This is a genomic window from Nonomuraea sp. LP-02 (assembly GCF_036289125.1).
Taxonomy (GTDB): Bacteria; Actinomycetota; Actinomycetes; order Streptosporangiales; family Streptosporangiaceae; genus Nonomuraea; species Nonomuraea bangladeshensis.
Window position 1 is genome coordinate 9,102,623 of the sequence record NZ_JAXCLK010000001.1, and the last position, 20,673, is coordinate 9,123,295.

21 protein-coding genes and 1 tRNA gene are annotated in these 20,673 nt (G+C 72.4%); 16 read left to right on the plus strand and 6 right to left on the minus strand.

Translation table 11 applies throughout. The features are described from left to right. The first annotated feature begins 50 nt into the window (after window positions 1-50). The 9 genes from SMD20_RS42365 to SMD20_RS42405 all read left to right on the plus strand — a co-directional run bounded on the left by SMD20_RS42365 (window position 51) and on the right by SMD20_RS42405 (window position 11,730). Window positions 51-818: a TIGR03936 family radical SAM-associated protein gene (locus SMD20_RS42365; protein WP_329592043.1), complete on the plus strand. Its 768-nt coding sequence runs from the start codon at window positions 51-53 to the stop codon at window positions 816-818. A 145-nt stretch (window positions 819-963) separates the two neighbouring features. Continuing rightward, a complete protein-coding gene (locus SMD20_RS42370; protein ID WP_329592045.1) occupies window positions 964-4,296 on the plus strand; it encodes an Rne/Rng family ribonuclease in 3,333 nt (1,110 codons plus the stop codon). 210 nt (window positions 4,297-4,506) lie between these two features. Continuing rightward, window positions 4,507-4,809, plus strand: a complete 303-nt coding sequence (rplU, locus tag SMD20_RS42375) for a 50S ribosomal protein L21 (protein WP_020546368.1) — start codon at window positions 4,507-4,509, stop codon at window positions 4,807-4,809. Between the two features lie 15 nt (window positions 4,810-4,824). Further along, on the plus strand, window positions 4,825-5,082 hold the full coding sequence (rpmA, locus tag SMD20_RS42380) for a 50S ribosomal protein L27 (RefSeq protein ID WP_020546367.1): 258 nt from the start codon (window positions 4,825-4,827) through the stop codon (window positions 5,080-5,082). Window positions 5,083-5,235: 153 nt separating this feature from the next. Then, window positions 5,236-6,588 (plus strand): GTPase ObgE, encoded by a 1,353-nt coding sequence (gene obgE / locus SMD20_RS42385; protein ID WP_329592048.1) that lies wholly within the window; start codon window positions 5,236-5,238, stop codon window positions 6,586-6,588. Window positions 6,589-6,972: 384 nt separating this feature from the next. Continuing rightward, complete coding sequence (gene proB / locus SMD20_RS42390; RefSeq protein ID WP_329592050.1) at window positions 6,973-8,091, plus strand: glutamate 5-kinase; 1,119 nt, start codon at window positions 6,973-6,975, stop codon at window positions 8,089-8,091. 21 nt (window positions 8,092-8,112) lie between these two features. After that, window positions 8,113-9,387 (plus strand): glutamate-5-semialdehyde dehydrogenase, encoded by a 1,275-nt coding sequence (locus SMD20_RS42395; RefSeq protein ID WP_329592052.1) that lies wholly within the window; start codon window positions 8,113-8,115, stop codon window positions 9,385-9,387. A 50-nt stretch (window positions 9,388-9,437) separates the two neighbouring features. After that, a complete protein-coding gene (locus SMD20_RS42400; protein WP_329592055.1) occupies window positions 9,438-9,614 on the plus strand; it encodes a hypothetical protein in 177 nt (58 codons plus the stop codon). Window positions 9,615-9,705: 91 nt separating this feature from the next. Continuing rightward, window positions 9,706-11,730, plus strand: coding sequence for a serine/threonine-protein kinase (locus tag SMD20_RS42405; protein ID WP_329592057.1), 2,025 nt, complete (start codon window positions 9,706-9,708; stop codon window positions 11,728-11,730). A gap of 71 nt (window positions 11,731-11,801) precedes the next feature. Here SMD20_RS42405 and SMD20_RS42410 read toward each other — a convergent pair whose 3' ends face one another. Next, window positions 11,802-12,824: a M48 family metallopeptidase gene (locus SMD20_RS42410; RefSeq protein ID WP_091093786.1), complete on the minus strand. Its 1,023-nt coding sequence runs from the start codon at window positions 12,822-12,824 to the stop codon at window positions 11,802-11,804. Window positions 12,825-12,920: 96 nt separating this feature from the next. Between SMD20_RS42410 and nadD the strand changes: the two genes are divergently transcribed. The 3 genes from nadD to SMD20_RS42425 all read left to right on the plus strand — a co-directional run bounded on the left by nadD (window position 12,921) and on the right by SMD20_RS42425 (window position 14,689). Continuing rightward, the gene (gene nadD / locus SMD20_RS42415) at window positions 12,921-13,538 is read left to right on the plus strand and encodes a nicotinate-nucleotide adenylyltransferase (RefSeq protein ID WP_329592060.1); all 618 of its coding nucleotides are present in this window, start codon (window positions 12,921-12,923) and stop codon (window positions 13,536-13,538) included. A 91-nt stretch (window positions 13,539-13,629) separates the two neighbouring features. Next, a complete protein-coding gene (gene rsfS, locus SMD20_RS42420; RefSeq protein WP_329592062.1) occupies window positions 13,630-14,025 on the plus strand; it encodes a ribosome silencing factor in 396 nt (131 codons plus the stop codon). 34 nt (window positions 14,026-14,059) lie between these two features. Then, on the plus strand, window positions 14,060-14,689 hold the full coding sequence (locus SMD20_RS42425) for a histidine phosphatase family protein (protein WP_329592064.1): 630 nt from the start codon (window positions 14,060-14,062) through the stop codon (window positions 14,687-14,689). A gap of 47 nt (window positions 14,690-14,736) precedes the next feature. On the opposite strand, the gene SMD20_RS42430 is transcribed toward SMD20_RS42425, so the two are convergent. Continuing rightward, window positions 14,737-15,108 (minus strand): winged helix-turn-helix transcriptional regulator, encoded by a 372-nt coding sequence (locus tag SMD20_RS42430; protein ID WP_329592066.1) that lies wholly within the window; start codon window positions 15,106-15,108, stop codon window positions 14,737-14,739. A 91-nt stretch (window positions 15,109-15,199) separates the two neighbouring features. Here SMD20_RS42430 and SMD20_RS42435 point away from each other — a divergent pair, with 91 nt between their 5' ends. Both SMD20_RS42435 and SMD20_RS42440 read left to right on the plus strand, forming a co-directional pair. Further along, complete coding sequence (locus SMD20_RS42435) at window positions 15,200-15,826, plus strand: NAD(P)-dependent oxidoreductase (protein ID WP_329592068.1); 627 nt, start codon at window positions 15,200-15,202, stop codon at window positions 15,824-15,826. A gap of 93 nt (window positions 15,827-15,919) precedes the next feature. After that, window positions 15,920-15,992, plus strand: a tRNA-Ala gene (locus SMD20_RS42440). A gap of 56 nt (window positions 15,993-16,048) precedes the next feature. On the opposite strand, the gene SMD20_RS42445 is transcribed toward SMD20_RS42440, so the two are convergent. Both SMD20_RS42445 and SMD20_RS42450 read right to left on the minus strand, forming a co-directional pair. Continuing rightward, the gene (locus SMD20_RS42445; protein ID WP_329592070.1) at window positions 16,049-17,335 is read right to left on the minus strand and encodes an extracellular catalytic domain type 1 short-chain-length polyhydroxyalkanoate depolymerase; all 1,287 of its coding nucleotides are present in this window, start codon (window positions 17,333-17,335) and stop codon (window positions 16,049-16,051) included. A 117-nt stretch (window positions 17,336-17,452) separates the two neighbouring features. Continuing rightward, complete coding sequence (locus SMD20_RS42450) at window positions 17,453-18,454, minus strand: helix-turn-helix transcriptional regulator (protein ID WP_329592072.1); 1,002 nt, start codon at window positions 18,452-18,454, stop codon at window positions 17,453-17,455. 45 nt (window positions 18,455-18,499) lie between these two features. Between SMD20_RS42450 and SMD20_RS42455 the strand changes: the two genes are divergently transcribed. Continuing rightward, a complete protein-coding gene (locus tag SMD20_RS42455) occupies window positions 18,500-18,952 on the plus strand; it encodes a hypothetical protein (protein ID WP_329592074.1) in 453 nt (150 codons plus the stop codon). Here the strand turns inward: SMD20_RS42455 and SMD20_RS42460 are convergent. After that, window positions 18,939-19,259 carry a hypothetical protein gene (locus SMD20_RS42460; protein ID WP_329592076.1) on the minus strand — a complete coding sequence of 107 codons (321 nt, stop codon included), beginning with the start codon at window positions 19,257-19,259 and terminating at the stop codon, window positions 18,939-18,941. The genes SMD20_RS42455 and SMD20_RS42460 overlap by 14 nt on opposite strands. A gap of 93 nt (window positions 19,260-19,352) precedes the next feature. Here SMD20_RS42460 and SMD20_RS42465 point away from each other — a divergent pair, with 93 nt between their 5' ends. Beyond that, on the plus strand, window positions 19,353-20,117 hold the full coding sequence (locus tag SMD20_RS42465) for an SDR family oxidoreductase (protein WP_329592077.1): 765 nt from the start codon (window positions 19,353-19,355) through the stop codon (window positions 20,115-20,117). A gap of 15 nt (window positions 20,118-20,132) precedes the next feature. On the opposite strand, the gene SMD20_RS42470 is transcribed toward SMD20_RS42465, so the two are convergent. After that, window positions 20,133-20,663, minus strand: coding sequence for a hypothetical protein (locus tag SMD20_RS42470; protein ID WP_329592079.1), 531 nt, complete (start codon window positions 20,661-20,663; stop codon window positions 20,133-20,135). Window positions 20,664-20,673 lie beyond the last annotated feature (10 nt).

A 20,673-nucleotide genomic window follows, 5' to 3' on the forward strand; every position in this document is an offset into this window, starting at 1 on the left:
GACGACAGACTCTGAAACCTGTTCCCGAAGGGCCTCCGCCCGCGCCCACGGTGCAGCGCCTGCGTGTGCGTTACGCCAAGCGCGGCCGCCTGCGCTTCACCAGCCACCGCGACATCTCGCGGGCCGTCGAGAGGGCGGTCCGCCGTGCTGGCATTCCGGTGGCCTACAGCGCGGGTTTCTCGCCCCACCCCAAGATCTCCTACGCGGGCGCGGCGCCGACCGGCGTCGCCAGCGAAGCCGAATACCTCGAGATCGGCGTAACCACGCCGTGTGACCCCGAGCAGGTCAGGTCCAGTCTGGACGGATCGCTGCCGCCGGGGCTCGATGTGCTCGACGTCGTGGAGGCGGGTCAGGGTGGGCTGGCCGACCGCTTGGAGGTCTCCGACTGGGAGGTGCGCCTGCCCGGTGCCGATCGCGAGCTCGCCGAGATGGCGGTGGAGAAGTTTCTCGCGGAGGGCACCGTGGAGGTCGAACGCCTCACCAAGAAGGGACCCCGCCGCTTCGACGCGCGCGGCGCCGTCCTGGGGCTGACGGTGTCCGAGGGAACAGAAAGAACCGCAGCTCAGGTGCAGAGAGGGCCGTGTGTCATACTGCGCATGGTTGTTCGGCACATGACGCCTGCAGTTCGACCCGACGATGTGCTCACAGGGCTGCGCCTTGTGGCCGACTTCGCGCCGCCGGTTCCCCCCGAGGTGACCAGGCTGGCGCAGGGGCCGCTCGACGCCAGTACCGGTGCGCTTGCCGACCCGCTCGGCCTGGACCGCGACACGACGCGCGGCGGCGAGGCGGGACCGGCGGGTGAGCACGTCGGCGGTTGAGGACGCGCCCAGCATGCGCCGGGCACGACCGCTGACAGGACTTGGCGTCGGCGACTCCGTCACGGAGGCGCCGACGGACAACTGAGACACGATGGCTCCCGCGCGGCGCGGCGACGCGCCCGGGAGCTGACGGGAGAGCGCCCGCATGCTCGACAACGAGCCCAACGCCGGGGCCACTGGCCCCGACGGGGAGACAACTGAACAGACAACGGGGACCAGGCGCCGCCGCGCCGCCAGCCGGCCCGCGGGGCCGCCGCCCGAGCTGCCCGAGGAGCCGGTGCAGAAGCCGGTCACCGTCGTCGCCGCCCAGGCCGCGCCGTCGGTGTCGGTGTCGGAGGGCGCGCCGGTGCGGGGCACTGTGGTGCGCAGAGCAGCCGGGTCGCCGGATGCCGAGGTCGCTGTTGCCGTGGAGAACGGAAGCGGTGCCGTGAGCGGCGCTCGCGGGGCCGGTGGCGGCGTGGCTGAGGCTGGTGGCATTGGTGCTGCCGAAGCTGTTGGTGGCCCTGCTGCTGGGGCTGGTGTCAGTCCGGTGGAGGCCGCTGTGGCCGGGGCCGTGGCGGACGCGGTGAGCGAGGCCGGAGCCGGCGAGGAGAAGCCCAAGAAGACGTCGCGTACGCGGTCCACCGCGACGACGACGCGGCGGCGTACCACGAAGAAGGGCGCCGAGGCCGAGGAGGCCGGTGCTGAGAGCGGCGCCGGTGTGGCTGTGAGCGCCGAGGGCGCTGGCGCCGGTGCGGTGGAGAGCGGCGTGGCCGCGGCTCCCGCCGAGGAGGTCGCGCCGAAGCGGCGTACCAGGACTCGTAAGAAGGCCGGTGAGGACGTGGCGGCGGAGGCCGTCGCGCCCGCCGGGGAGCAGGGCGTGCCGGCCGACGGCGCGACCGAGGCCGCTGCCGGGCAGGCCGCTGGAGTGAGCGCGGCCGGTGGCGTGGGTGCCGGGCCGGTTGGCGCGGAGGGTGCCGGACAGGCCGCTGCACAGGCCGCCGGCGAAGCCGGCACGCAGGCCGGTGCGGAGGCAGAAGCGCAGGCCGAGGCGGCCGAGAGCGGGCGTGGCACGGGGAGCCGGAGGACGCGCACCCGCGCCACGACGACGCGTAGCCGGCGTGCGACCGCCGCGGAGGCGGCGCCCGGCGAGACGGGCGAGGACGCCGGCACGGGCCCGCAGGGAGCCGTGCCTGGCCAGGCCGGCGCCGGTCAGGGCGCGGTGGCCGGTGGCGTTCAGGGCCCTGTGGTGGCGTCCGGCGGGGATGTCGAGGGTCTTGAGGACGAGGGGGAGGACATCATCGAGATCCTTCCCGAGGACGAGCCGCTCGACGACGAACCCGCCGGCGAGGACCTCGACGAGGAACCGACCCGGCCGAGCCTGCTGGCCGACCCGTTCGGGCTCTCGGCCCGCCGCTACGACGAGCCCGGCGCCGCGTTCCAGCGGCCCGCGGCCATCTTCGCGCCGCTGTTCCAGGCGCCGGACCCGACCCAGGCCAAGCCCGCCGTGACGCGGCGTCCCGAGCCGCCCCAGCCGGTCGAGCCGGAGGAGGCCGAGGACCTTGTCGAAGAGGGCGTCGAGGACGAGACCGATGCCGACGCCGTCGAGGAGCCCGAGGAGGAAGAGGGCGGCGGACGTCGCCGCCGTCGCCGCCGCGGTGGCCGCGGGCGCGGCAAGTCGCGTGAGCGTGGCGAGGGCGAGGACGGCGAGGACCAGGACGAGGAGTCCGAGGAGGAGCCCGCCGAGGAGCCGTCCGCGCAGGAGGAAGAGGAGAGCTCGTCCTCACGCCGCCGCCGTCGCCGCCGCCGCAGGGGCGGTGACGAGGGCGCTGAGCCGGCCAGCGACGACCCGCCCAACACGGTGGTGCGCATCCGCGCGCCGCGCTCCGGCCGCACCGGTGCGCTGGAGACCGCCACGGACGGCGTGCAGAGCGTGCGCGGCTCGACCCGGCTGGAGGCCAAGAAGCAGCGCCGCCGCGAGGGCCGCGAGCTGGGCCGCAGGCGTCCGCCGATCATCACCGAGTCGGAGTTCCTGGCCCGGCGCGAGTCGGTCGACCGCATGATGGTGGTGCGCCGCCAGGGCGACCGTACGCAGATCGCGGTGCTGGAGGACGGCGTGCTCGTCGAGCACTACGTCAACCGCGAGGCGAGCCAGTCGTACGTGGGCAACGTCTACCTCGGCAAGGTCCAGAACGTGCTGCCCTCGATGGAGGCGGCGTTCGTGGACATCGGCAAGGGCCGCAACGCGGTCCTGTACGCCGGTGAGGTCAACTTCGACACCGTCGGGATGGAGGGCCAGCCGAAGCGCATCGAGTCGGCGCTGAAGTCCGGCCAGTCGGTGCTGGTGCAGGTCACCAAGGACCCGATCGGGCACAAGGGCGCGCGGCTCACCTCGCAGATCAGCCTGCCGGGGCGTTACCTCGTGTACGTGCCGGACGGGTCGATGACCGGCATCAGCCGCAAGCTGCCCGACAAGGAGCGCACCCGGCTCAAGAGCATCCTGAAGAAGGTCATGCCGGAGAACGCGGGCGTCATCGTGCGCACCGCGGCCGAGGGCGCCTCTGAGGACGAGCTGGCCCGCGACGTGGCCCGGTTGTCGGCCCAGTGGGAAAGCATCCAGAAGAAGGCCAAGTCAGCCAGCCCGCCGGAGCTGCTGTCCGCCGAGCCCGACCTCACCATCCGCGTCATCCGCGACGTCTTCAACGAGGACTTCACGAACCTGGTCGTCCAGGGCGACGACGCCTGGGACACGGTCGACGACTACGTCAAGTACGTCGCGCCGCACCTGGGCGAGCGGCTGTCGAAGTGGGACGGCGAGCAGGGCGACGTGTTCGAGGCCTACCGCATCGACGAGCAGCTCGGCAAGGCGCTGGAGCGCAAGGTGTGGCTGCCGAGCGGCGGCTCGCTGGTCATCGACCGCACCGAGGCGATGACGGTCGTGGACGTCAACACCGGCAAGTTCACCGGCCAGGGCGGCAACCTGGAGGAGACGGTCACCAGGAACAACCTGGAGGCGGCCGAGGAGATCGTGCGCCAGCTCCGGCTGCGCGACATCGGCGGCATCATCGTGATCGACTTCATCGACATGGTGCTGGAGTCCAACCGCGACCTGGTGCTGCGGCGGATGCTGGAGTGCCTGGCGCGCGACCGTACGAAGCACCAGGTGGCCGAGGTGACCTCGCTGGGCCTGGTGCAGATGACGCGCAAGCGGGTCGGTCAGGGGCTGCTGGAGGCGTTCTCGACGCCGTGCGAGTGCTGCAACGGGCGCGGGCTGATCGTCTCGACCGAGCCGGTCGAGAGCAAGCCGGAGCCGCGCGGCACGCAGGGCAAGATGGCCGTCGAGAAGGCGGTCTCGGACAAGGTTTCCGCGGCCAAGGACACCTCAGGCCGTGATACCGTGACCGGTGCGCTTGATGATGTCCCGGCTGAGGACGACCAAGCGGGCCAGACTTCCGGCAGAGGGCGGCGACGCTCTCGCCGAGCGAAGTCCGCCGACTAGCCTTTGGCGGACATCCGACGATCCGTCCGGTTCGCCTAGGGGACCGTTAATCCGGTACCCTGGTGAACCGGTGCGTCAGGTGACGCGCCCTGTTGGCGCGCCTACTCGGTTCGTCGGTTCGAGACAGGACCGAATGGCAGGCGCAGCATTCGGCGGTCGTTCCCTCAGGGGACGGCTGTGGCAACAGCGAGTCAGTAGAAGGGTTCCGCGGTGTACGCGATCGTTCGTTGCGGCGGCAGGCAGCAGAAGGTCTCCGTCGGTGACGTCCTCGAGGTGGACAAGGTCGCCGGCGAGGTCGGCTCTTCGGTTTCGCTGCCGACGGTGCTCGTCGTCGACGATGGCGACGTGACCACCGAGGTGGGCAAGTTCATGGTCAGCGCCGAGATCCTCGGCGAGACCAAGGGCCCGAAGATCCGGATTCTCAAGTACAAGAACAAGACCGGTTACAAGAAGCGCCAGGGTCACCGCCAGCGGTACACCCAGGTGAAGATCACCGGTATCGACCAGGCCTGATCGGGAGTTTGAGAGATGGCACACAAGAAGGGCGCGTCGTCCACCCGGAACGGCCGTGACTCCAATGCTCAGCGCCTGGGCGTCAAGCGCTTCGGCGGCCAGCTGGTCAACGCGGGCGAGATCATCGTCCGTCAGCGTGGTACCCACTTCCACCCCGGCGACAACGTCGGCCGTGGTGGCGACGACACGCTGTTCGCGCTGACCGCGGGTCACGTGCAGTTCGGCGTCAAGCGCGGCCGTCGGGCCGTGAGCATCGTCCCCGTCGCGGAGTAGTTCTCCGCTCCCGTCACGGGGGTCGTTGCACCATCGCGTCAAAGGGGTGGATCGCGCGGGCGATCCACCCCTTCCGCGTTCCCGGGGCCTGGGTAGGGTCCCGTTCGATGAGTTGAGAAGCCCCTGGCGGGGGCGATGGAGGAGTGCTGCTGCATGCCGGACTTCGTGGACCAGGTGGTCCTGCACGTCAAGGCCGGTGACGGGGGAAACGGGTGCGCCTCCATCCACCGGGAGAAGTTCAAGCCCCTCGGCGGTCCGGACGGGGGCAACGGCGGGCGCGGCGGCGACGTCATCCTTGAGGTGGACCCCAACACCGCGACCCTGCTCGACTACCACCGCCGCCCGCACCGCAAGGCCGAGAACGGCAAGCAGGGCCAGGGCTCCAACCGCGACGGCGCCAACGGTGAGGACGTGATCCTGCCGGTGCCCAACGGCACGGTGGTCAAGGACGCCCGCACCGGCGAGGTGCTGGTGGACCTGATCGGCGCCGGCACCCGGTACGTCATCGCGCAGGGCGGCCACGGGGGCCTCGGCAACGCCGCGCTGGCCTCGACCAAGCGCAAGGCGCCGGGGTTCGCGCTGCTCGGCGAGCCGGGCGACGGGCTCGACGTGATGCTGGAGCTGAAGAGCGTCGCGGACGTGGCGCTGGTCGGCTTCCCGAGCGCGGGCAAGTCGTCGCTGATCGCGGCGCTGAGCGCGGCCAAGCCGAAGATCGCCGACTATCCCTTCACGACGCTCGTGCCGAACCTGGGCGTGGTGACGGCGGGCGACACCGTGTTCACCGTGGCCGACGTGCCGGGGCTGATCCCGGGCGCCTCGCAGGGGAAGGGGCTCGGGCACGAGTTCCTGCGGCACGTCGAGCGGTGCGACATGCTCGCGCACGTCATCGACTGCGCCACGATGGAGCCGGGACGCGACCCGGTCAGCGACTACGAGGTGATCGAGGCCGAGCTCGCGGCGTACGGGAAGCTGGAGGACCGGCCGCGCATCGTCGTGCTCAACAAGGCGGACGTGCCGGACGCGCGGGAGCTGGCCGAGCTGGTGACGCCCGAGTTCGAGGAGCGCGGGCTGCAGGTGTTCACGGTGTCGGCGGCCACGCATGACGGGCTGCGCGAGCTGACGTACGCGATGGGGGAGTGGGTCGCGGCGGCGCGGGCCAGCAAGCCGGTGGAGGAGCCCACCCGGCTGGTCATCCGGCCCAAGCAGCTCGGGGACGCCGGGTTCAAGGTCCGGCGGGTCAACGAGAACCTGTTCCAGGTCACCGGCGAGAAGCCGGAGCGGTGGATCCGGCAGACCGACTTCACCAACGACGAGGCCGTCGGCTACCTCGCCGACCGTCTGGAGCGGCTGGGCGTCGAGGAGGAGCTGGCCAAGGCCGGGGCCACGGCGGGGGCCGAGGTGGTCATCGGGCCGATGGAGGGTGGCTACGTGTTCGACTGGCAGCCGACGCTGAGCGCGGAGTCCACGCGGCAGGGGCCGCGCGGCACCGACAACCGGCTGAGCTGAAGCCGCTTCGCGACGGCGCCGGGGCGCGGCATAGGGGCGGGCTCCAGTTGCTGGGCTCCAGGGCAGGCTGCAAGGGGCTGCCAGGGTGGCGACAGGGGCGCTGAGCCGCCCCTCGCGCCCTGATGCCGCGCCTGGGCGCCCCAGAGGTGCGGCGTCTTCAGGTGCGAGGGCCCTGGTGTGTGGGGTCTGAGGTGCGGGGTCTGAGGTGCGGGCCTTAAGGTGCGGGGTCTGTGCGGGCCTTGAGGTGCGGGCCTTAAGGTGCGGGCCCTGAGGTGCGGGCCTTAAGGTGCGGGCCCTGAGGTGCGGGGCCTGGAGTGCGGGAGGTTGGGGGAGCGGGGTTTGGGCGGGCGTTGGGTGGGCTGGAGCTTGGATAGGCTGCAGAGCGTGCGGGAACAGATCAGCGCGGCGTCGAAGGTCGTGGTCAAGGTCGGCTCCTCCTCGCTCACCACCCTCCAGGGCACGATCGACGTCGATCGCGTCGATGCCCTGGTGGACGTGCTGGCGGCGCGGCGCCGGGCCGGGACGCAGATCGTCCTGGTCTCCTCCGGGGCGATCGCGGCGGGGCTCGGCCCGCTCGGGCTGAGCGCGCGACCACGCGACCTCGCGACCCAGCAGGCCGCCGCCTCCGTCGGCCAGGGCGTGCTGGTGGCCCGCTACACCTCCTCCTTCGCCCGGTACGGGCTGCGCGTCGGCCAGGTGCTGCTCACCGCCGACGACATGATGCGCCGCGCCCACCACGTCAACGCCCAGCGCACCCTGCACCGGCTGCTGGAGCTGGGCATCGTACCGATCGTCAACGAGAACGACACGGTGGCCACCGACGAGATCCGGTTCGGCGACAACGACCGGCTGGCCGCCCTGGTGTCCCATCTGATCCGCGCCGACGCGCTGGTGCTGCTGTCGGACGTGGACGCGCTCTACGACGGCCCGCCGAGCCGCAGCGGCGCCCGCCGGCTGGCCGAGATCCGCGGTCCCGAGGACCTGGCGGGCGTCGAGCTGGGCAGGAACGGCGCGGCCGTCGGCACCGGTGGCATGGTGACCAAGGTGCAGGCCGCCAGGATCGCGACCGGGGCCGGCGTCCCCGTGGTGCTCACCGCGGCCGCTCACGCGGCCCAGGCGCTGAGCGGCGCCGACGTCGGCACCTACTTCCACCCCGGCGGGCGCCACCCCGGCACGCGCCTGCTGTGGCTCGCGCATGCCACCACCGGGCGCGGCCGGCTGAGCCTCGACCCGGGCGCGGTGGAGGCCGTCGTCGGGCGGCGCAAGTCGCTGCTGCCGGCCGGGGTGACGTCGGTGGAGGGCGAGTTCGCGGCGGGCGACCCCGTGGACCTGTGCGGGCCGGAGGGTGACGTGGTGGCCCGCGGGCTGGTCAACTTCGACGCCGCCGAGATCCCCGGCCTGCTCGGGCGTTCCACTCGCGAGCTGGCCAGCGCGCTGGGTCCGGAATATGAACGCGAGCTGATCCACCGCGACGACATCGTCATACTGGAGACCCACGCTTAGCAGCCGAACGAGGAGCACGTGATGTCCGAAGAGTTCCTGAAGGTCGCCCGCGCGGCACGAGAGGCCGCCGCCGAGCTGGCCCCGCTGCCGCGGGCGCCGAAGGACCGGGCGTTGCGCGTGATCGCCGACGCCCTGGTCGCCCACGCTGCCGAGATCGTCGCGGCCAACGCCGAGGACGTCGAACGGGCCAGGGCCGAGGGCACCTCCGAGGCCATGATCGACCGGCTGCGGCTGGACGAGGGCCGCATCGCCAAGATCGCCGACGCCGTGCGCGAGGTCGCCGACCTGCCCGACCCGGTCGGCGAGGTGGTCCGCGGCTCCACGCTGCCGAACGGCCTGGAGCTGCGCCAGCTCCGGGTGCCGCTGGGCGTCATCGGCATCATCTACGAAGGCCGTCCCAACGTCACCGTGGACGCCGCCGCGCTCTGTCTCAAGAGCGGCAACGCCGTGCTGCTGCGCGGCTCCTCCAGCGCCTACTCCTCCAACACGGCGCTGGTCGCGGTCATGCAGGGCGCGCTGGAGGGCACCGAGGTCCCGGTCGGCGCGATCCAGCTCGTGCCCGGCCGCACCCGCGACTCGGTCAAGGAGCTCATGCGCGCCCGCGGCCTGGTCGACGTGCTGATCCCGCGCGGCGGCGCGTCCCTGATCAACTCCGTGGTCGAGGAGTCCACCGTGCCGGTCATCGAGACCGGCGTCGGCAACTGCCACGTCTACGTCGACGCCGAGGCCGACGTCGACCTCGCCGTGAAGATCCTGGTCAACGCCAAGGCGCAGCGGCCCTCGGTGTGCAACGCGGCTGAGACGTTCCTCGTTCACCAGGACATAGCGGGCGCGTTCGTGCCGAAGGCGCTGGAGGCGCTGGCCGAGGCGGGCGTGACCGTGCACGGCGACGAGCGGATCGCCGCCCACGGCCCGGACGTCGTACCCGCCACCGACGACGACTTCGCCACCGAATACCTCTCGCTCGACATCGCCGCGGCCGTCGTCGGCTCGCTGGAGGAGGCGGTGGCGCACATCAGGCGCCACGGCTCGGGCCACACCGACGCCATCGTGACCCGGTCGCAGCGGGCCGCCCGGCGTTTCGTGGCGCTGGTCGACTCGGCGGCGGTGGCGGTCAACGCCTCCACGCGGTTCACCGACGGGGGTGAGTTCGGGTTCGGGGCGGAGATCGGCATCTCCACGCAGAAGCTGCACGCGCGCGGCCCGATGGGGCTGCCGGAGCTCACCTCCACGAAGTGGGTATACACCGGCGAAGGGCATTTGCGCACCTCAGAAGGCACGGTGGTGGCTGGTTGACCGGCGTGTCGGCCTGACCGTGGCCGCGCACCGCGGCTTGACTGGGAGACATGGAGATCATCGTCGCCCTCGTCTTCGTCGCCGCGGTGCTGTTCGGCGCCGATCGTCTGATGCTCCTGCTGGAGAGCCACGGCCACGTACGCTGGCGCCGCAAGGGCCGCAGGCGGCTGTCGGAGGAGCCCACCGCGCGACTCGACAGCATGCTCTCCGACCACTCACGCCGATAAACCTGGACGACCTCCGGCGCGCCGCAAGCGTTGACTCCCGTCCCAACGCTAGGGTTGTGTCCCTTATGGGCGCGCCGGGCGGGGAGGGACGGTGAGCAAGCTCGGCAAGGTCGGGCCGTACACCTTGGTCGAGCGGCTCGGCCGGGGCGGCATGGGCGAGGTCTACCTCGCGACCACCCGCCGGGGCGAGCGCATCGCGCTGAAGGTCCTGCACGACCTGGCCGAGGACGAGACCTCCCGGGTCAGACTGGAGCGCGAGGTCCGCGCGCTGCGCAGGGTCGAGAGCCCCTACGTCGCCAAGGTGCTGGACGCCGACCTCAACTGCACGCGGCCGTACCTCGTGATGGAGCACATCGAGGGCGCCACGCTGCTGGAGAAGGTACGCCAGGACGGGGCGCTCGACGTCGCCGAGCTGGTCGAGATGGCGCAGGGCATCGCGGCGGCGCTGGCGATCATCCACGCGGCCGGGGTCGTGCACCGCGACCTGAAGCCGGGCAACATCATCATGTCCGCGCGGGGGCCGGTGCTCATCGACTTCGGCATCGCCCAGGTCCTGGACGCGACCCGGCTGACCATGACCGGCACGTTCCTCGGCACGCCCGGCTACACCGCGCCGGAGATCTTCGCCGACGAGCACGTCGACTCGCCGGCCGACGTGCACGCCTGGGCGGCGACGGTGGCGTTCGCGGCGACCGGGCGGCCCACGTTCGGGCGGGGGACGGCCGAGGCGCAGATGTACGCCGTGCTCAACGGGCAGGCCGACCTCAAGGGCGTGCCGGTCGAGCTGCTGCCGCTGGTGCGCGCGGCGCTCAACCGGGAGCCGGGCAAGCGGCCCACGGCGGCGTTGCTGGCCGACCGGCTGTCGCGGCTGGCCAGGGTGACCAGTGCGACCGAGACCGACGCGGGCGGCGAGGCCGCCGAGGAGGCGCCGCCGTCGCGGGGACGGGGCGCGGACGAGGGCACGCGGGGCGAGGCCAAGGCGGCGCGCGGGCGGCCGAATCCGACGGGCGCCGACGGGAAGGTGCCGCCGCCTCGCCGTACCGGTGGCGAGGCGGCGCGGCGGGCCGCCGCCGAGGGGAAGGCCGCCCAGCCCCGAGGGCGCACGCCTGTCGACGGGGCTGCTGCGCGTGGCCGGACGCCTGCGGATGGGGCTGCCGCGCGCGGGCGCACGCCTGTTGACGGTGCTGCCGCTCGTGGGCGTGCTCCTGCGGACGGGGCTGCTACGCGTGGCCGGACGCCTGCGGATGGGACTGCCGCGCGTGGGCGCACGGCTGCTGACGGGGCCGCTGCTCGTCCCCGCGCCGCCGCGGATGGCGCTGCGGCCCGGGGACGGACGGCTGGTGACGGGGGCGCCGCGCGGGGGCGTACGTCCGCTGACGGCGTCGTGGCGCGGAGCAGGATGGACGGGGCCGCGGCGCGGGCCCGGAGCGGGGCCGACGGGAAGGTGCCCGCGCCGCGCGTCCGGGGCAGCGGCGACGGCAAGAACACCGGGCCGCGGCCGAAGCTGACCACGCCCCGCGCCCGTGCGGCCGCCGCCGTACGGACCCGCGCGGCGGCGGCCCGGCCGCAGGTCAGGCGGAAGAGCGACGCGCCCACCACGCTTCCCGCGGGCAACGGCGCGCTGCTGCTGCTCGCGGTGCTGGCGGTGCCGTGCGTGGTGACGTCGGTGATCTGGCCGATCGCCTCGATCGCGATCACCGCCGTGTTCGTGGTGCTGACCAGGGCGCTCTGGATGAACCACTGGATGATCAGGAACCGGGGCTCCCGGCGGGTCCGGATGACGCTGCGCGTGCTGCTGTTCCCGCTGGCGCTGGCCGGCGCGGCGGGGACCGCGCTGGTGTGGCCCGGCGTGCCCGTCGCGGTGGCGTCGGGCGGGGCGCTCTGGGTGACCGGCGGCGGCCAGATCGACACCGACTGGTGGCAGCAGCCGGCGCCCGTGACCGTGGCGGCCGTGGTGTTCGGGATGCTCTGCGGCGGCATCACCGGTCGCGAGATCGAGCGGATCGGCGGCCGGCTGCCGGACCTGCGCAGGGAGGGACTGCGGGCGCTGGCGGTGCTGGGCGGGTTCGTCGCCCTGTGCGCGGCCGCCGTGCGCGCCATCGCCCTCCTGCTCTAGGACTCCTGCGGCGTCACCGCCGCAGGGCGCGGCCGCTCACGCTGACCGGCCGCGCGTGGCGATGGCGCCGGTCAGCCCTGGCCGCCGTCGCGGCGGGAGAAGCGGTTGAAGATGCGCTCGCCCGCGTTGACCGCGCCCTCGGCGACGTCACGCAGGACGCCGATGAACGGGTCCTGCGACTGCTGCCAGGACGCGCGGTAGGACTCGGCCGCCGCCTTGACCTCGTCGGTGACCCGTGCGCTGGCGTCGTCCTCGCGGCGGGGGTAGTCGCCGCCGAGGATGCGGTCGTAGTCGCCGCTGCGCTGCCACTTGTCCAGCTCGGCCACGCGCACCACGGCGAACGGGTGGGTGGTGCCGAGCAGGTTGAGCACCTTGAGGAAGCCGTCGCGGAGGTCGCCCGCGGTGTCGTACTCGTTGTACTGCTCCAGGAACGCCTCGATGTTCATCTCGTGGGTGTAGGCGCCGCCGGCGAGCTTCATCAGCGCCCGCTTGCCCGCGTCGGGGTCCTGGCCGACGAGCAGGCCGCCGCGGTCGGAGGACAGCTCCGACTTGCGGTACCACTCCTCCAGGCCCGCGACGATGGCCCGCAGGCCGATGTAGCCGAGCGGGATCCAGGCGACGCGGGTGGCGAGGCGGGTGAGGATGTCGAGCATCGTCCGGTAGACCGCGTGCCCCGAGAGGATGTGGGCGGTCTCGTGGCCGATGACGAAGCGCTGCTCCTCCTCGTTCATGAGGTTGAGCAGGCCGGTGGTCACGACGATGAACGGGTCGTCGAAGCCGATGGCCTTGGCCTGGACCTGCGGGTCCTGCTGGACGTAGATCTCCGGGATGCGGTGCAGGTCGAGGGTGTAGGCGGCGTCGCGGCCCATGTCGTAGAGCGAGCGGAACTGCGTCTCGCTGACGCGGACGGCCGAGGCGAGGTACATCAGGCGGAGGCGGCGCTCGCTGATGAGACCGGACATCTGCTTGAGAACCGTGTCGAACCCACTCAACTTGCGCAGAGCGACCAGGGCGGACCGGTCTGCGGGGTGTTCGTAGGCACGGGACGAGATGCCGGGCAGTTGGACTCTGTTGCGGTCCGGGGTGGTCGTCATGCCCGGCATGCTACGTCCGCAACGGGGGTCATGCGCGGACATCACGAAGGGGGGTGCCATCGAGTTGTGGTGCTGCGTCCGCGTAAGGTCCGTTCCATGAAGAACGCGTCTGGTGGGCATGGGTTGCGGCGAGTGGGAGTGATGGGCGGGACGTTCGATCCCATCCACCACGGCCACCTCGTCGCGGCCAGCGAGGTCGCCCACCATTTCGAGCTGGACGAGGTCGTCTTCGTCCCGACCGGACGGCCGTACCAGAAGTCCGAGCGCGAGGTGTCCGCCGCCGAGGACCGCTACCTCATGACGGTCATCGCCACCGCCTCGAACCCCCGCTTCTCCGTCAGCCGCGTGGACGTGGACCGTCCCGGGCCGACGTTCACGATCGACACTCTGCGCGACATCGCCAACATTTACGGTCCGGACGTCGAGCTGTTCTTCATCACCGGCGCGGACGCGCTCGGCGCGATCCTCGACTGGCAGCAGGCCGACGAGTTGTTCGAGCTGGCGCACTTCGTCGGCTGCACCAGGCCCGGCCACACCCTGCACGACCCCGGCCTGCCCGAGGGACGGGTGACGCTGCTGGAGATCCCCGCGCTGGCCATCTCGTCGTCGGAGTGCCGGCAGCGGGTGGCCAAGGGGGAGCCGATCTGGTATCTGGTTCCCGACGGGATCGTGCAGTACATCAACAAACGGGGGCTGTATCACGCCCACGGGTGAAGGTATCCATGCCGTACGTGAGGGGTTTCGGCCTGGACGGGTACCCTCAACATATGGGCATGCTGCCGACACAGGAGGACAGACCCGCATCGTGACCGCATCTGACAGAGCCGTCCAGCTCGTCCGCATCGCCGCGGAGGCCGCGGCCGACAAGCTGGCCGATGACATCCTCGCCTACGACGTGAGCGAGCAGCTCGTCATCACCGACGCGTTCCTGCTCTGCTCCGCCACCAACGACCGCCAGGTCCGTGCCATCGTCGACGAGATCGAGGAGCGGCTGCGCACCGAGGCCGACGCCAAGCCCGTGCGCCGCGAGGGCGAGCGTGAGGGCCGCTGGGTGCTGCTCGACTACATCGACATCGTCGTGCACGTCCAGCACGAGGAGGACCGTACGTTCTACGCCCTGGAGCGCCTGTGGAAGGACTGCCCGGCCATCGCGCTGCCGGAGAGCGTCATGCAGGCCAACCTGCAGCGGGCGCGCGCGTGAGCGGACGAGCCGGACGTTCCGGCGGGGAAGCCGCATGAGCAAGCGCATCGTATGTCTGCGCCACGGGCAGACGTTGTGGAACGTCGAGCAACGGTTCCAGGGCCACTCCGACATCCCGCTCGACGAGACCGGCATCGCGCAGGCCGCCAGGGCCGCCTCGCTGCTGGCCTCGCTCCGGCCCACCGTCATCGTCTCCTCCGACCTGCAGCGGGCCAACGACACCGCGCTCGCGCTGGGCCGCCTGGTCCGGCTCGACGTGCACGTCGACAAGGACTTCCGCGAGCGCGGAGGCGGCCAGTGGGAAGGGCTGACGCGGGAGGAGATCGCCGCGCGCTGGCCCAAGGAGTACGCCGACTGGGAGGCTCCCGACGGCGAGTCGGTCCAGGACGTCGCCGAGCGGGTGGGGTCGGCCATGCGCCGCTGGGCGGCCAAGCTGGACGACGGCGGCCTGCTGGTCGTGGCCTCGCACGGCGCGGCGCTGCGGCTCGGCATCTGCGAGCTGCTCGGGCTGCCCGAGGAGCTGTGGCCGGCGCTCGGCGGGCTCGGCAACTGCTCGTGGTCGGTGCTCCAGGAAGGGCGCAAGGGCTGGCGGCTGCTGGAGCACAACGCCGGCACGCTGCCCGAGCCCATCAGCAGCGACGACAAACCGGACGCCGAGGTCTGAGAACGGTCGGGCGGCCGTGCGGCTCGGGGGCCGTGCGGCTCGCCCGCTCAGGAGGCGGTGTGCCGCTCCTGAGCGTCGAGAAGCTCGTCCCAGTGCTCGGCCGCCCACACGCATGCCGCCTCCAGCGGCTCCAGCATGCTGCGGCCGAGCGGCGTGAGCGCGTACTCGACCTTGGGTTTCGGCCCGTCGTGCACGGTGCGCAAGACGAGGCCGCTGCGCTCCAGCCCGCGTAGCGACTGCGTGAGCACCTTCGGGGTGACGCGGTGCAGCGGCACGCGGAGCTCCGAGAACCGGCGCGGGCCGTCCTCCAGACAGCGGATGATCAACGCCGCCCACTTGTCGCCGAAGCGGAACGGCACCAGCGCGGACGGACACAACTCGTCGAACAGATCGGCGGGCAGCGGCTGCCGGTGCGTCATGGTGTCTCTCCCGCGGGTCTCGGTATCCAGGAGGTAACCGCCCTCGCGGCTACCTTTCCGGAGCATCGACGCAACGGGAGGTATTCCGACGATGGGCAAGTACGTGATTTTCGGGGCCGGCGGCCGAGCCGGTCGGCAGGCCGTCGCCGAGGCGCGCAGGCGCGGGCATGAGGTGACGGCGGTGGTGCGCGACCCGTCACGGTACGGCGGCCCGGCGGACGACGGCGTACGGGTCGCCGCAGGGGACGTCACCGACACGGCGGACGTCGCCGCCCTCGCGGCCGGGCACGACGCCGCGATCAACGCGGCGGCGGCACTGGGCTCGGACACCTTCTTCAGCGACGCGGCGCGCGCCCTCGTCAAGGGCCTGCGGCAGGCCGGGGTGGACAGGCTCGTCGCGGTGGGGCTCGCCACGCTGCTGCCCGGGCCCGACGGGATCCGCCTGCTGGACGCGCCCGGCTTCCCCGCCGAGTTCCGGCCCTTCTGCCTGGCGCACGCCGCCGGTCTCGAGGTGCTCCGTGCCGAAGGCGGCGGGCTGGACTGGGTGTACGTCAGCCCGGCCGGCGACTTCGACCACGAAGGGGAGCGGAGCGGCCGGTACGAGGTCCGCGAGCACGGGGACATGGCGCTGCGCGTCTCGTACGCCGACTTCGCCATCGTCCTGCTGGACGAGGCGGAGACCCCACGGCACCGGGGCGGCCACCTGGCCGTGACCTGAGGCCCGGGCCCAGGCAGGGCGATTAGGCGAATCGGGGCGGATGGCTATATGCTCTCGGAGCGCCGCAACGGGCTGGGCCCGTGGCGGTGACCAGGGGCTATAGCGCAGTTGGTAGCGCGCCTCCATGGCATGGAGGAGGTCTGGGGTTCGAATCCCCATAGCTCCACACCAGCACCGCCACGGCGGCGTCCTTCCGGACGCCGCCGTTTTCCGTGTCCGGGGTCAGGTGGTGCAGGCGGCGCCGTTCAGGGTGAAGGACGAGGGGGCCGCGGTGTTGCCGTTGTGGGTGGCCTGGAAGCCGAACTGGGTGGACGCGCCGGGCGCCAGGGCACCGTTGTAGCTCACGTTCCTGGCCGTCACCGCCCCCGAGGCGGGGGAGACGGTGGCGTTCCACGCGCCCGTGATCGTCTGCCCGGCGGGCAGCGTGAAGGCCAGCGACCAGGACGAGAGCTGCGTGGTCCCGGTGTTGGTGATCGTCACGGCGGTGGTGAAGCCGGTGTTCCAGGTGTTCATGGCGTACGTGACCTTGCAGGCGCCAGGGGTGACCGTCGGGGTCGCGGTCGGCGTCTGGGACGGGCCGCCTCCGGGGGTGTCCAGGCCGAGGAAGGCCAGCACCATGGCGGCCATCCCGCCCTGCGGCAGGCTGTGCCCGACGCCCTGGAGGCTGATGCCCTCGACCGCGACGGTGGTGCCGGTGCCGCCGTAGCGGGTCCTGGTCCAGCCGGAGCGCGGCTGGTCGGTCATGGACGGGGTCTGGCTCAGGCCGTGGACGTTGGTCCACTGCTTGATCTCCTCGCCGAAGTTCGGGTAGCGCAGGGTGCTGTCCTCGGTGCCGTGCCACACCTGCATGCGGGGGCGCGGGCCGGTGTAGCCGGGGTAGGCGGCACGGACCAGGTCGCCCCACTCCTGCGGGGTCTTGATGAGCTGGCCGCCCGCGCAGGTGCTGTTCCAGCTCGATCCGTCGGTGGTGGCGAAGCAGCCGAACGGCACGCCCATGAACGCCGCGCCCGCCTTGAACACGTCCGGGTACGCGCCCAGCAGCACGTTCGTCATCATGCCGCCGGAGGAGGCGCCGGTGACGTACGTGCGCGCCGGATCGGCGTTGTAGCGCTGCTGCACGTACCTGACCATGGAGACGATGCCGACCGGGTCGCTGCCGCCGTCGTGCCGCAGCGCCTGCGGCGAGGAGACGTCGAAGCAGGACCCGCTGCGCGTCGCCGACGGGTAGACGACGATGAACTTGTACTGGTCGGCCAGCGAGGCGAACTCGGTGCCCGAGTAGAAGGCCGGGCCGGAGCCCGTGCAGTAGTGGACGGCCACGAGCAGCGCCGGGCGGGTGCCGACGCCGTCGGGCACGTAGAGGTGCATGCGAAGGTTGGTGGGGTTCGTGCCGAAGCCGGTCACCTCGGTGAGCTGGGCCGAGGCGGCTGGGGGCGCCGAGATCAGCATCGCGACGACGAGTGCCATCGCGGCGACCGCGGCGCTGGCCAACCGGGCTGTCAGTTTCATCCGGGCTCCTCTCGACGGCCTGAAACATTGCGAGTCTGTTCAGAAACTTTCACTCTCGCAACAGGCCAGGTCCACCGGGGACGGGCCCGCCCTTCTGAGCTGCGGAACCAGCGGAAACTAGGCGGGCTCCGGCATGAAACTTTCCCTGGGTGCGTAACGCTCGGCCAGGGCCGTGGCGGTCGCGGCGAGCCGCTCCCGCAGCTCGGCCGGAGCCAGCACCTCCGCGTCCACCCCCAGGCGCAGGAACTCGGCCAGCGCGTGCTCGACCGACTCGATCGGCACCGTCACCCGCGTCCACCCCTCCGCGTCCGGCGCCCCGGCAGTGCGCCGCGCCGCCTCCACCATGCCCGGCGTCATCAGGTCGGGCAGCCGCTCCAGCCCGCGCGGCGACAGCCGCACCACCGCCTCGCCCCGCCGCAGCCGCGCCTCGAACGCCTCCAGATAGGCCGCCCAGTACGCCGCCAGATCGAACCCCCGCGGCCGGGTGAAGCCCTCCTCCAGCGTGCGCAGGCCGAGGATCTGCGAGACGCGGTAGGTCCGCACGTCCCCGCCCGTTCCGGCCACCAGGTACCACCGGCCCGCCTTGACCACCAGCCCGTACGGATCCAGCAGCCGCTCCACCTCCTGCGGCTCCTTCCACCGCCGGTAGACGACCCGGATCCGCCGCTCGTTCCACACGGCGTCGGCCACGGCCGGCAGATGGGCCACCGGCTCCCGCTCGCGGTACCACGTGGGCGCGTCCAGGTGGAAGCGCTCCTGGAGCCGCCCGGCCCGGTCGCGCAGCTCGACCGGCAGCGCGGCCATGAGCTTGAGCTGGGCCGCCGTCACCACCGCGCCGAGGCCCAGCTCCGCCGCGGGACCGGGCAGCCCGGCGAGGAACAGCGACTCGGCCTCGTCCGCGGTCAGCCCGGTGAGCCGGGTGCGGTAGCCGTCGAGCAGCTGGTAGCCGCCGTTCGGGCCGGCGTCGCCGTACAGGGGGATGCCGGCGGCGTGCAGGGACTCGACGTCGCGGTAGATCGTACGGACCGAGACCTCCAGCCGCTCGGCCAGCTCGCGCGCGGTCAGCCGGCCACGGGTCTGCAGGAGGAGCAGGATCGACACCAGGCGGGAGGCACGCATAATCGCTGACATTACCTGTCAGCGACCCCGGCGTACGGTCCCCGCATGAACGATTTCGACTTCTTCGCCGGCCACTGGAACGTCGCCAACCGCCGGCTCGTCAAGCCCCTGTCCGGCAGCGACGAATGGGACGAGTTCCCCGGCCACTCGGTCGCCACCCGGCACTTCGCCGGAGCCGCCAGCTTCGACGAGGTCACCTTCCCCACCAAGGGCTGGAGCGGCCTGACCGTGCGCGTCTACAACCCCGGCACCCGCCAGTGGTCCATCTACTGGGCCAGCAGCGCCCGTGGAGAGCTCGACACCCGGCCCATGGTGGGCGCGTTCGACGGCGACAGGGGCGTCTTCTACGGCGACGAGACCGTGGACGGCCGGCCGGTCCGCGCCCGGTTCATCTGGACGCGGATCGACCCGGACACCGCCCGCTGGGAGCAGGCGTTCGCCGAGGAGGGCACCGAGGACTGGGAGACGAACTGGATCATGGACTTCACGCGGAAGTGACCGCCGCGGCGGGCGGCCCGGCCGCCGAGGACTGCGTGCTGCGCACCCACAGGATCCCGGCCACCGCGAGCGCGCCGAGCAGCAGCACCAGCCCGCCCACCACGATCACCCACCACCAGCCGGCCCGCGGCGGCTTGGCCTCGTAGAGCTGGACGTCGGGCAGCATGTCCGGGGTGTAGTCCAGCCGCTGCGTGGCGGGCGGGTCCTGGGGCTCCCGGTGTGGCGGGGGCGACTCCGGGTGGGGGAGGCGGTGCCGGATGGTCTGGTCGGGGTCCGGCTCCTGGCGGCCGGGCTGGTGCGCAGTCATGAGCCCCTCGAACGTGCTGGGTGGGGAGTGCCGGGCTTTCCGCCGACATTGTCACACTTTCGACTGCTGCCCCGTCCAGATCGCATGACACGTGTGCTGGTGACGGGAGGCAGCGGCCGGCTCGGCCGCGCGACGCTGGAGATCCTGCCGAAGGAGGGGTACGAGACGCGGGCGACCAGCCGGTCGCCGCGGGCCTCGGAGACGGGCGGCGTACGGTGGTTCGGCGCGGACCTGACCACCGGGCGGGGCCTGGAGGAGGCGGTGGCGGGGGCCGACGTGGTCGTGCACCTGGCCTCGGCGCCGTACCGGGGGCGTTACACCCGGCGGGTCGAGCTGGACGGCACGGGGGCGCTGCTCGCGGCGGCGCGGGCGGCCGGCGTACGGCACCTGGTCTACCTGTCGATCATCGGCGCCGACCGGGTGCCGTGGGGCTACTTCCGGGTCAAGGTGCAGGCCGAGCGGCTGGTACGTGACGGCGGGGTGCCGTGGACGGTGCTGCGGGCCACGCAGTTCCACGAGTTCGTGGAGCAGGCGCTGCGCGGCATGGCCCGGTTCGGGGCGCTGGTGGCCGATCCCGGGGTCCGGGCACAGCCGGTGGACGTCAGGGACGTGGCCCGGCGGCTGACGGACGTGATCGAGGCCGGGCCCCGGCAGGGAATCGAGGAGTTCGGCGGGCCCGAGGTGATGACCATGGCCGAGGCCGCCGAGAGCTGGCTGCGGGCGCGCGGGCTGCGCCGGCCGGTGCTGCGGATGCGGATCCCCGGCGCGCTCGGCAGGGCCTTCCGCGCGGGTCATCTGGTCACCGAGGCGCGGCCGGCCGGTGAGCTCACCTGGGAGCGGTACCTGCGGGGCGGGTGACGGGACCGGCGGTGGTCAGGCGTACGGGCCCTGGCCGAAAGGCGGCTGCGGCGGGTGCTGGCCGCCGGGCTGCGGAGGCTGCTGCGGATAGGGCTGCTGAGGGTAGGGCTGCTGAGGGTAAGGCTGTCCCTGCGGCTGCTGGGGGTACGGCTGGGGCGGAGGCGCCGGCTGGTTCCAGCCCTGCTGCGGCCACCCCTGCGGTCCCTGCGGAGGAACGGGCCGCTGCGGGGTCGTGGCCCGCTTCGCGACCACCCCGCCGATCAGCAGGCCGAGGCCGGCGAGCTGGATGATCGAGCTGATGGCGACCCACACGGACAGCCCCGTGACCAGGCCCAGCAGGTCGACCAGCTCCCTCTGCAGGAAGCTCTGCGACAGGGCGAAGCCCGCGCCGACGAGGAGGACGGCGCAGCCGGCGATCCCGAGCACGGCCCCGCGCCCCTGCTCGCGCCGGCGCATCACCATGAGGACGAGGCCGACGAGCAGGAGGATGCCGTTCAGCAACGCGCTGATGAGGCCGATGACCACGAGCGAACCGGTGTCTGTCAAGGGAGGACTC

Excerpts from the sequence above, each read along its gene's own strand:
- SMD20_RS42370 (WP_329592045.1), top strand. The coding sequence starts at position 964 with ATGCTCGACAACGAGCCCAACGCCGGGGCCACTGGCCCCGACGGGGAG.
- rpmA (WP_020546367.1), top strand. The coding sequence starts at position 4,825 with ATGGCACACAAGAAGGGCGCGTCGTCCACCCGGAACGGCCGTGACTCC.
- obgE (WP_329592048.1), top strand. The coding sequence starts at position 5,236 with ATGCCGGACTTCGTGGACCAGGTGGTCCTGCACGTCAAGGCCGGTGAC.
- SMD20_RS42395 (WP_329592052.1), top strand. The coding sequence starts at position 8,113 with ATGTCCGAAGAGTTCCTGAAGGTCGCCCGCGCGGCACGAGAGGCCGCC.
- SMD20_RS42400 (WP_329592055.1), top strand. The coding sequence starts at position 9,438 with ATGGAGATCATCGTCGCCCTCGTCTTCGTCGCCGCGGTGCTGTTCGGC.
- SMD20_RS42410 (WP_091093786.1), bottom strand. The coding sequence starts at position 12,824 with ATGACGACCACCCCGGACCGCAACAGAGTCCAACTGCCCGGCATCTCG.
- nadD (WP_329592060.1), top strand. The coding sequence starts at position 12,921 with ATGAAGAACGCGTCTGGTGGGCATGGGTTGCGGCGAGTGGGAGTGATG.
- SMD20_RS42425 (WP_329592064.1), top strand. The coding sequence starts at position 14,060 with ATGAGCAAGCGCATCGTATGTCTGCGCCACGGGCAGACGTTGTGGAAC.
- SMD20_RS42430 (WP_329592066.1), bottom strand. The coding sequence starts at position 15,108 with ATGACGCACCGGCAGCCGCTGCCCGCCGATCTGTTCGACGAGTTGTGT.
- SMD20_RS42435 (WP_329592068.1), top strand. The coding sequence starts at position 15,200 with ATGGGCAAGTACGTGATTTTCGGGGCCGGCGGCCGAGCCGGTCGGCAG.
- SMD20_RS42445 (WP_329592070.1), bottom strand. The coding sequence starts at position 17,335 with ATGAAACTGACAGCCCGGTTGGCCAGCGCCGCGGTCGCCGCGATGGCA.
- SMD20_RS42450 (WP_329592072.1), bottom strand. The coding sequence starts at position 18,454 with ATGCGTGCCTCCCGCCTGGTGTCGATCCTGCTCCTCCTGCAGACCCGT.
- SMD20_RS42455 (WP_329592074.1), top strand. The coding sequence starts at position 18,500 with ATGAACGATTTCGACTTCTTCGCCGGCCACTGGAACGTCGCCAACCGC.
- SMD20_RS42460 (WP_329592076.1), bottom strand. The coding sequence starts at position 19,259 with ATGACTGCGCACCAGCCCGGCCGCCAGGAGCCGGACCCCGACCAGACC.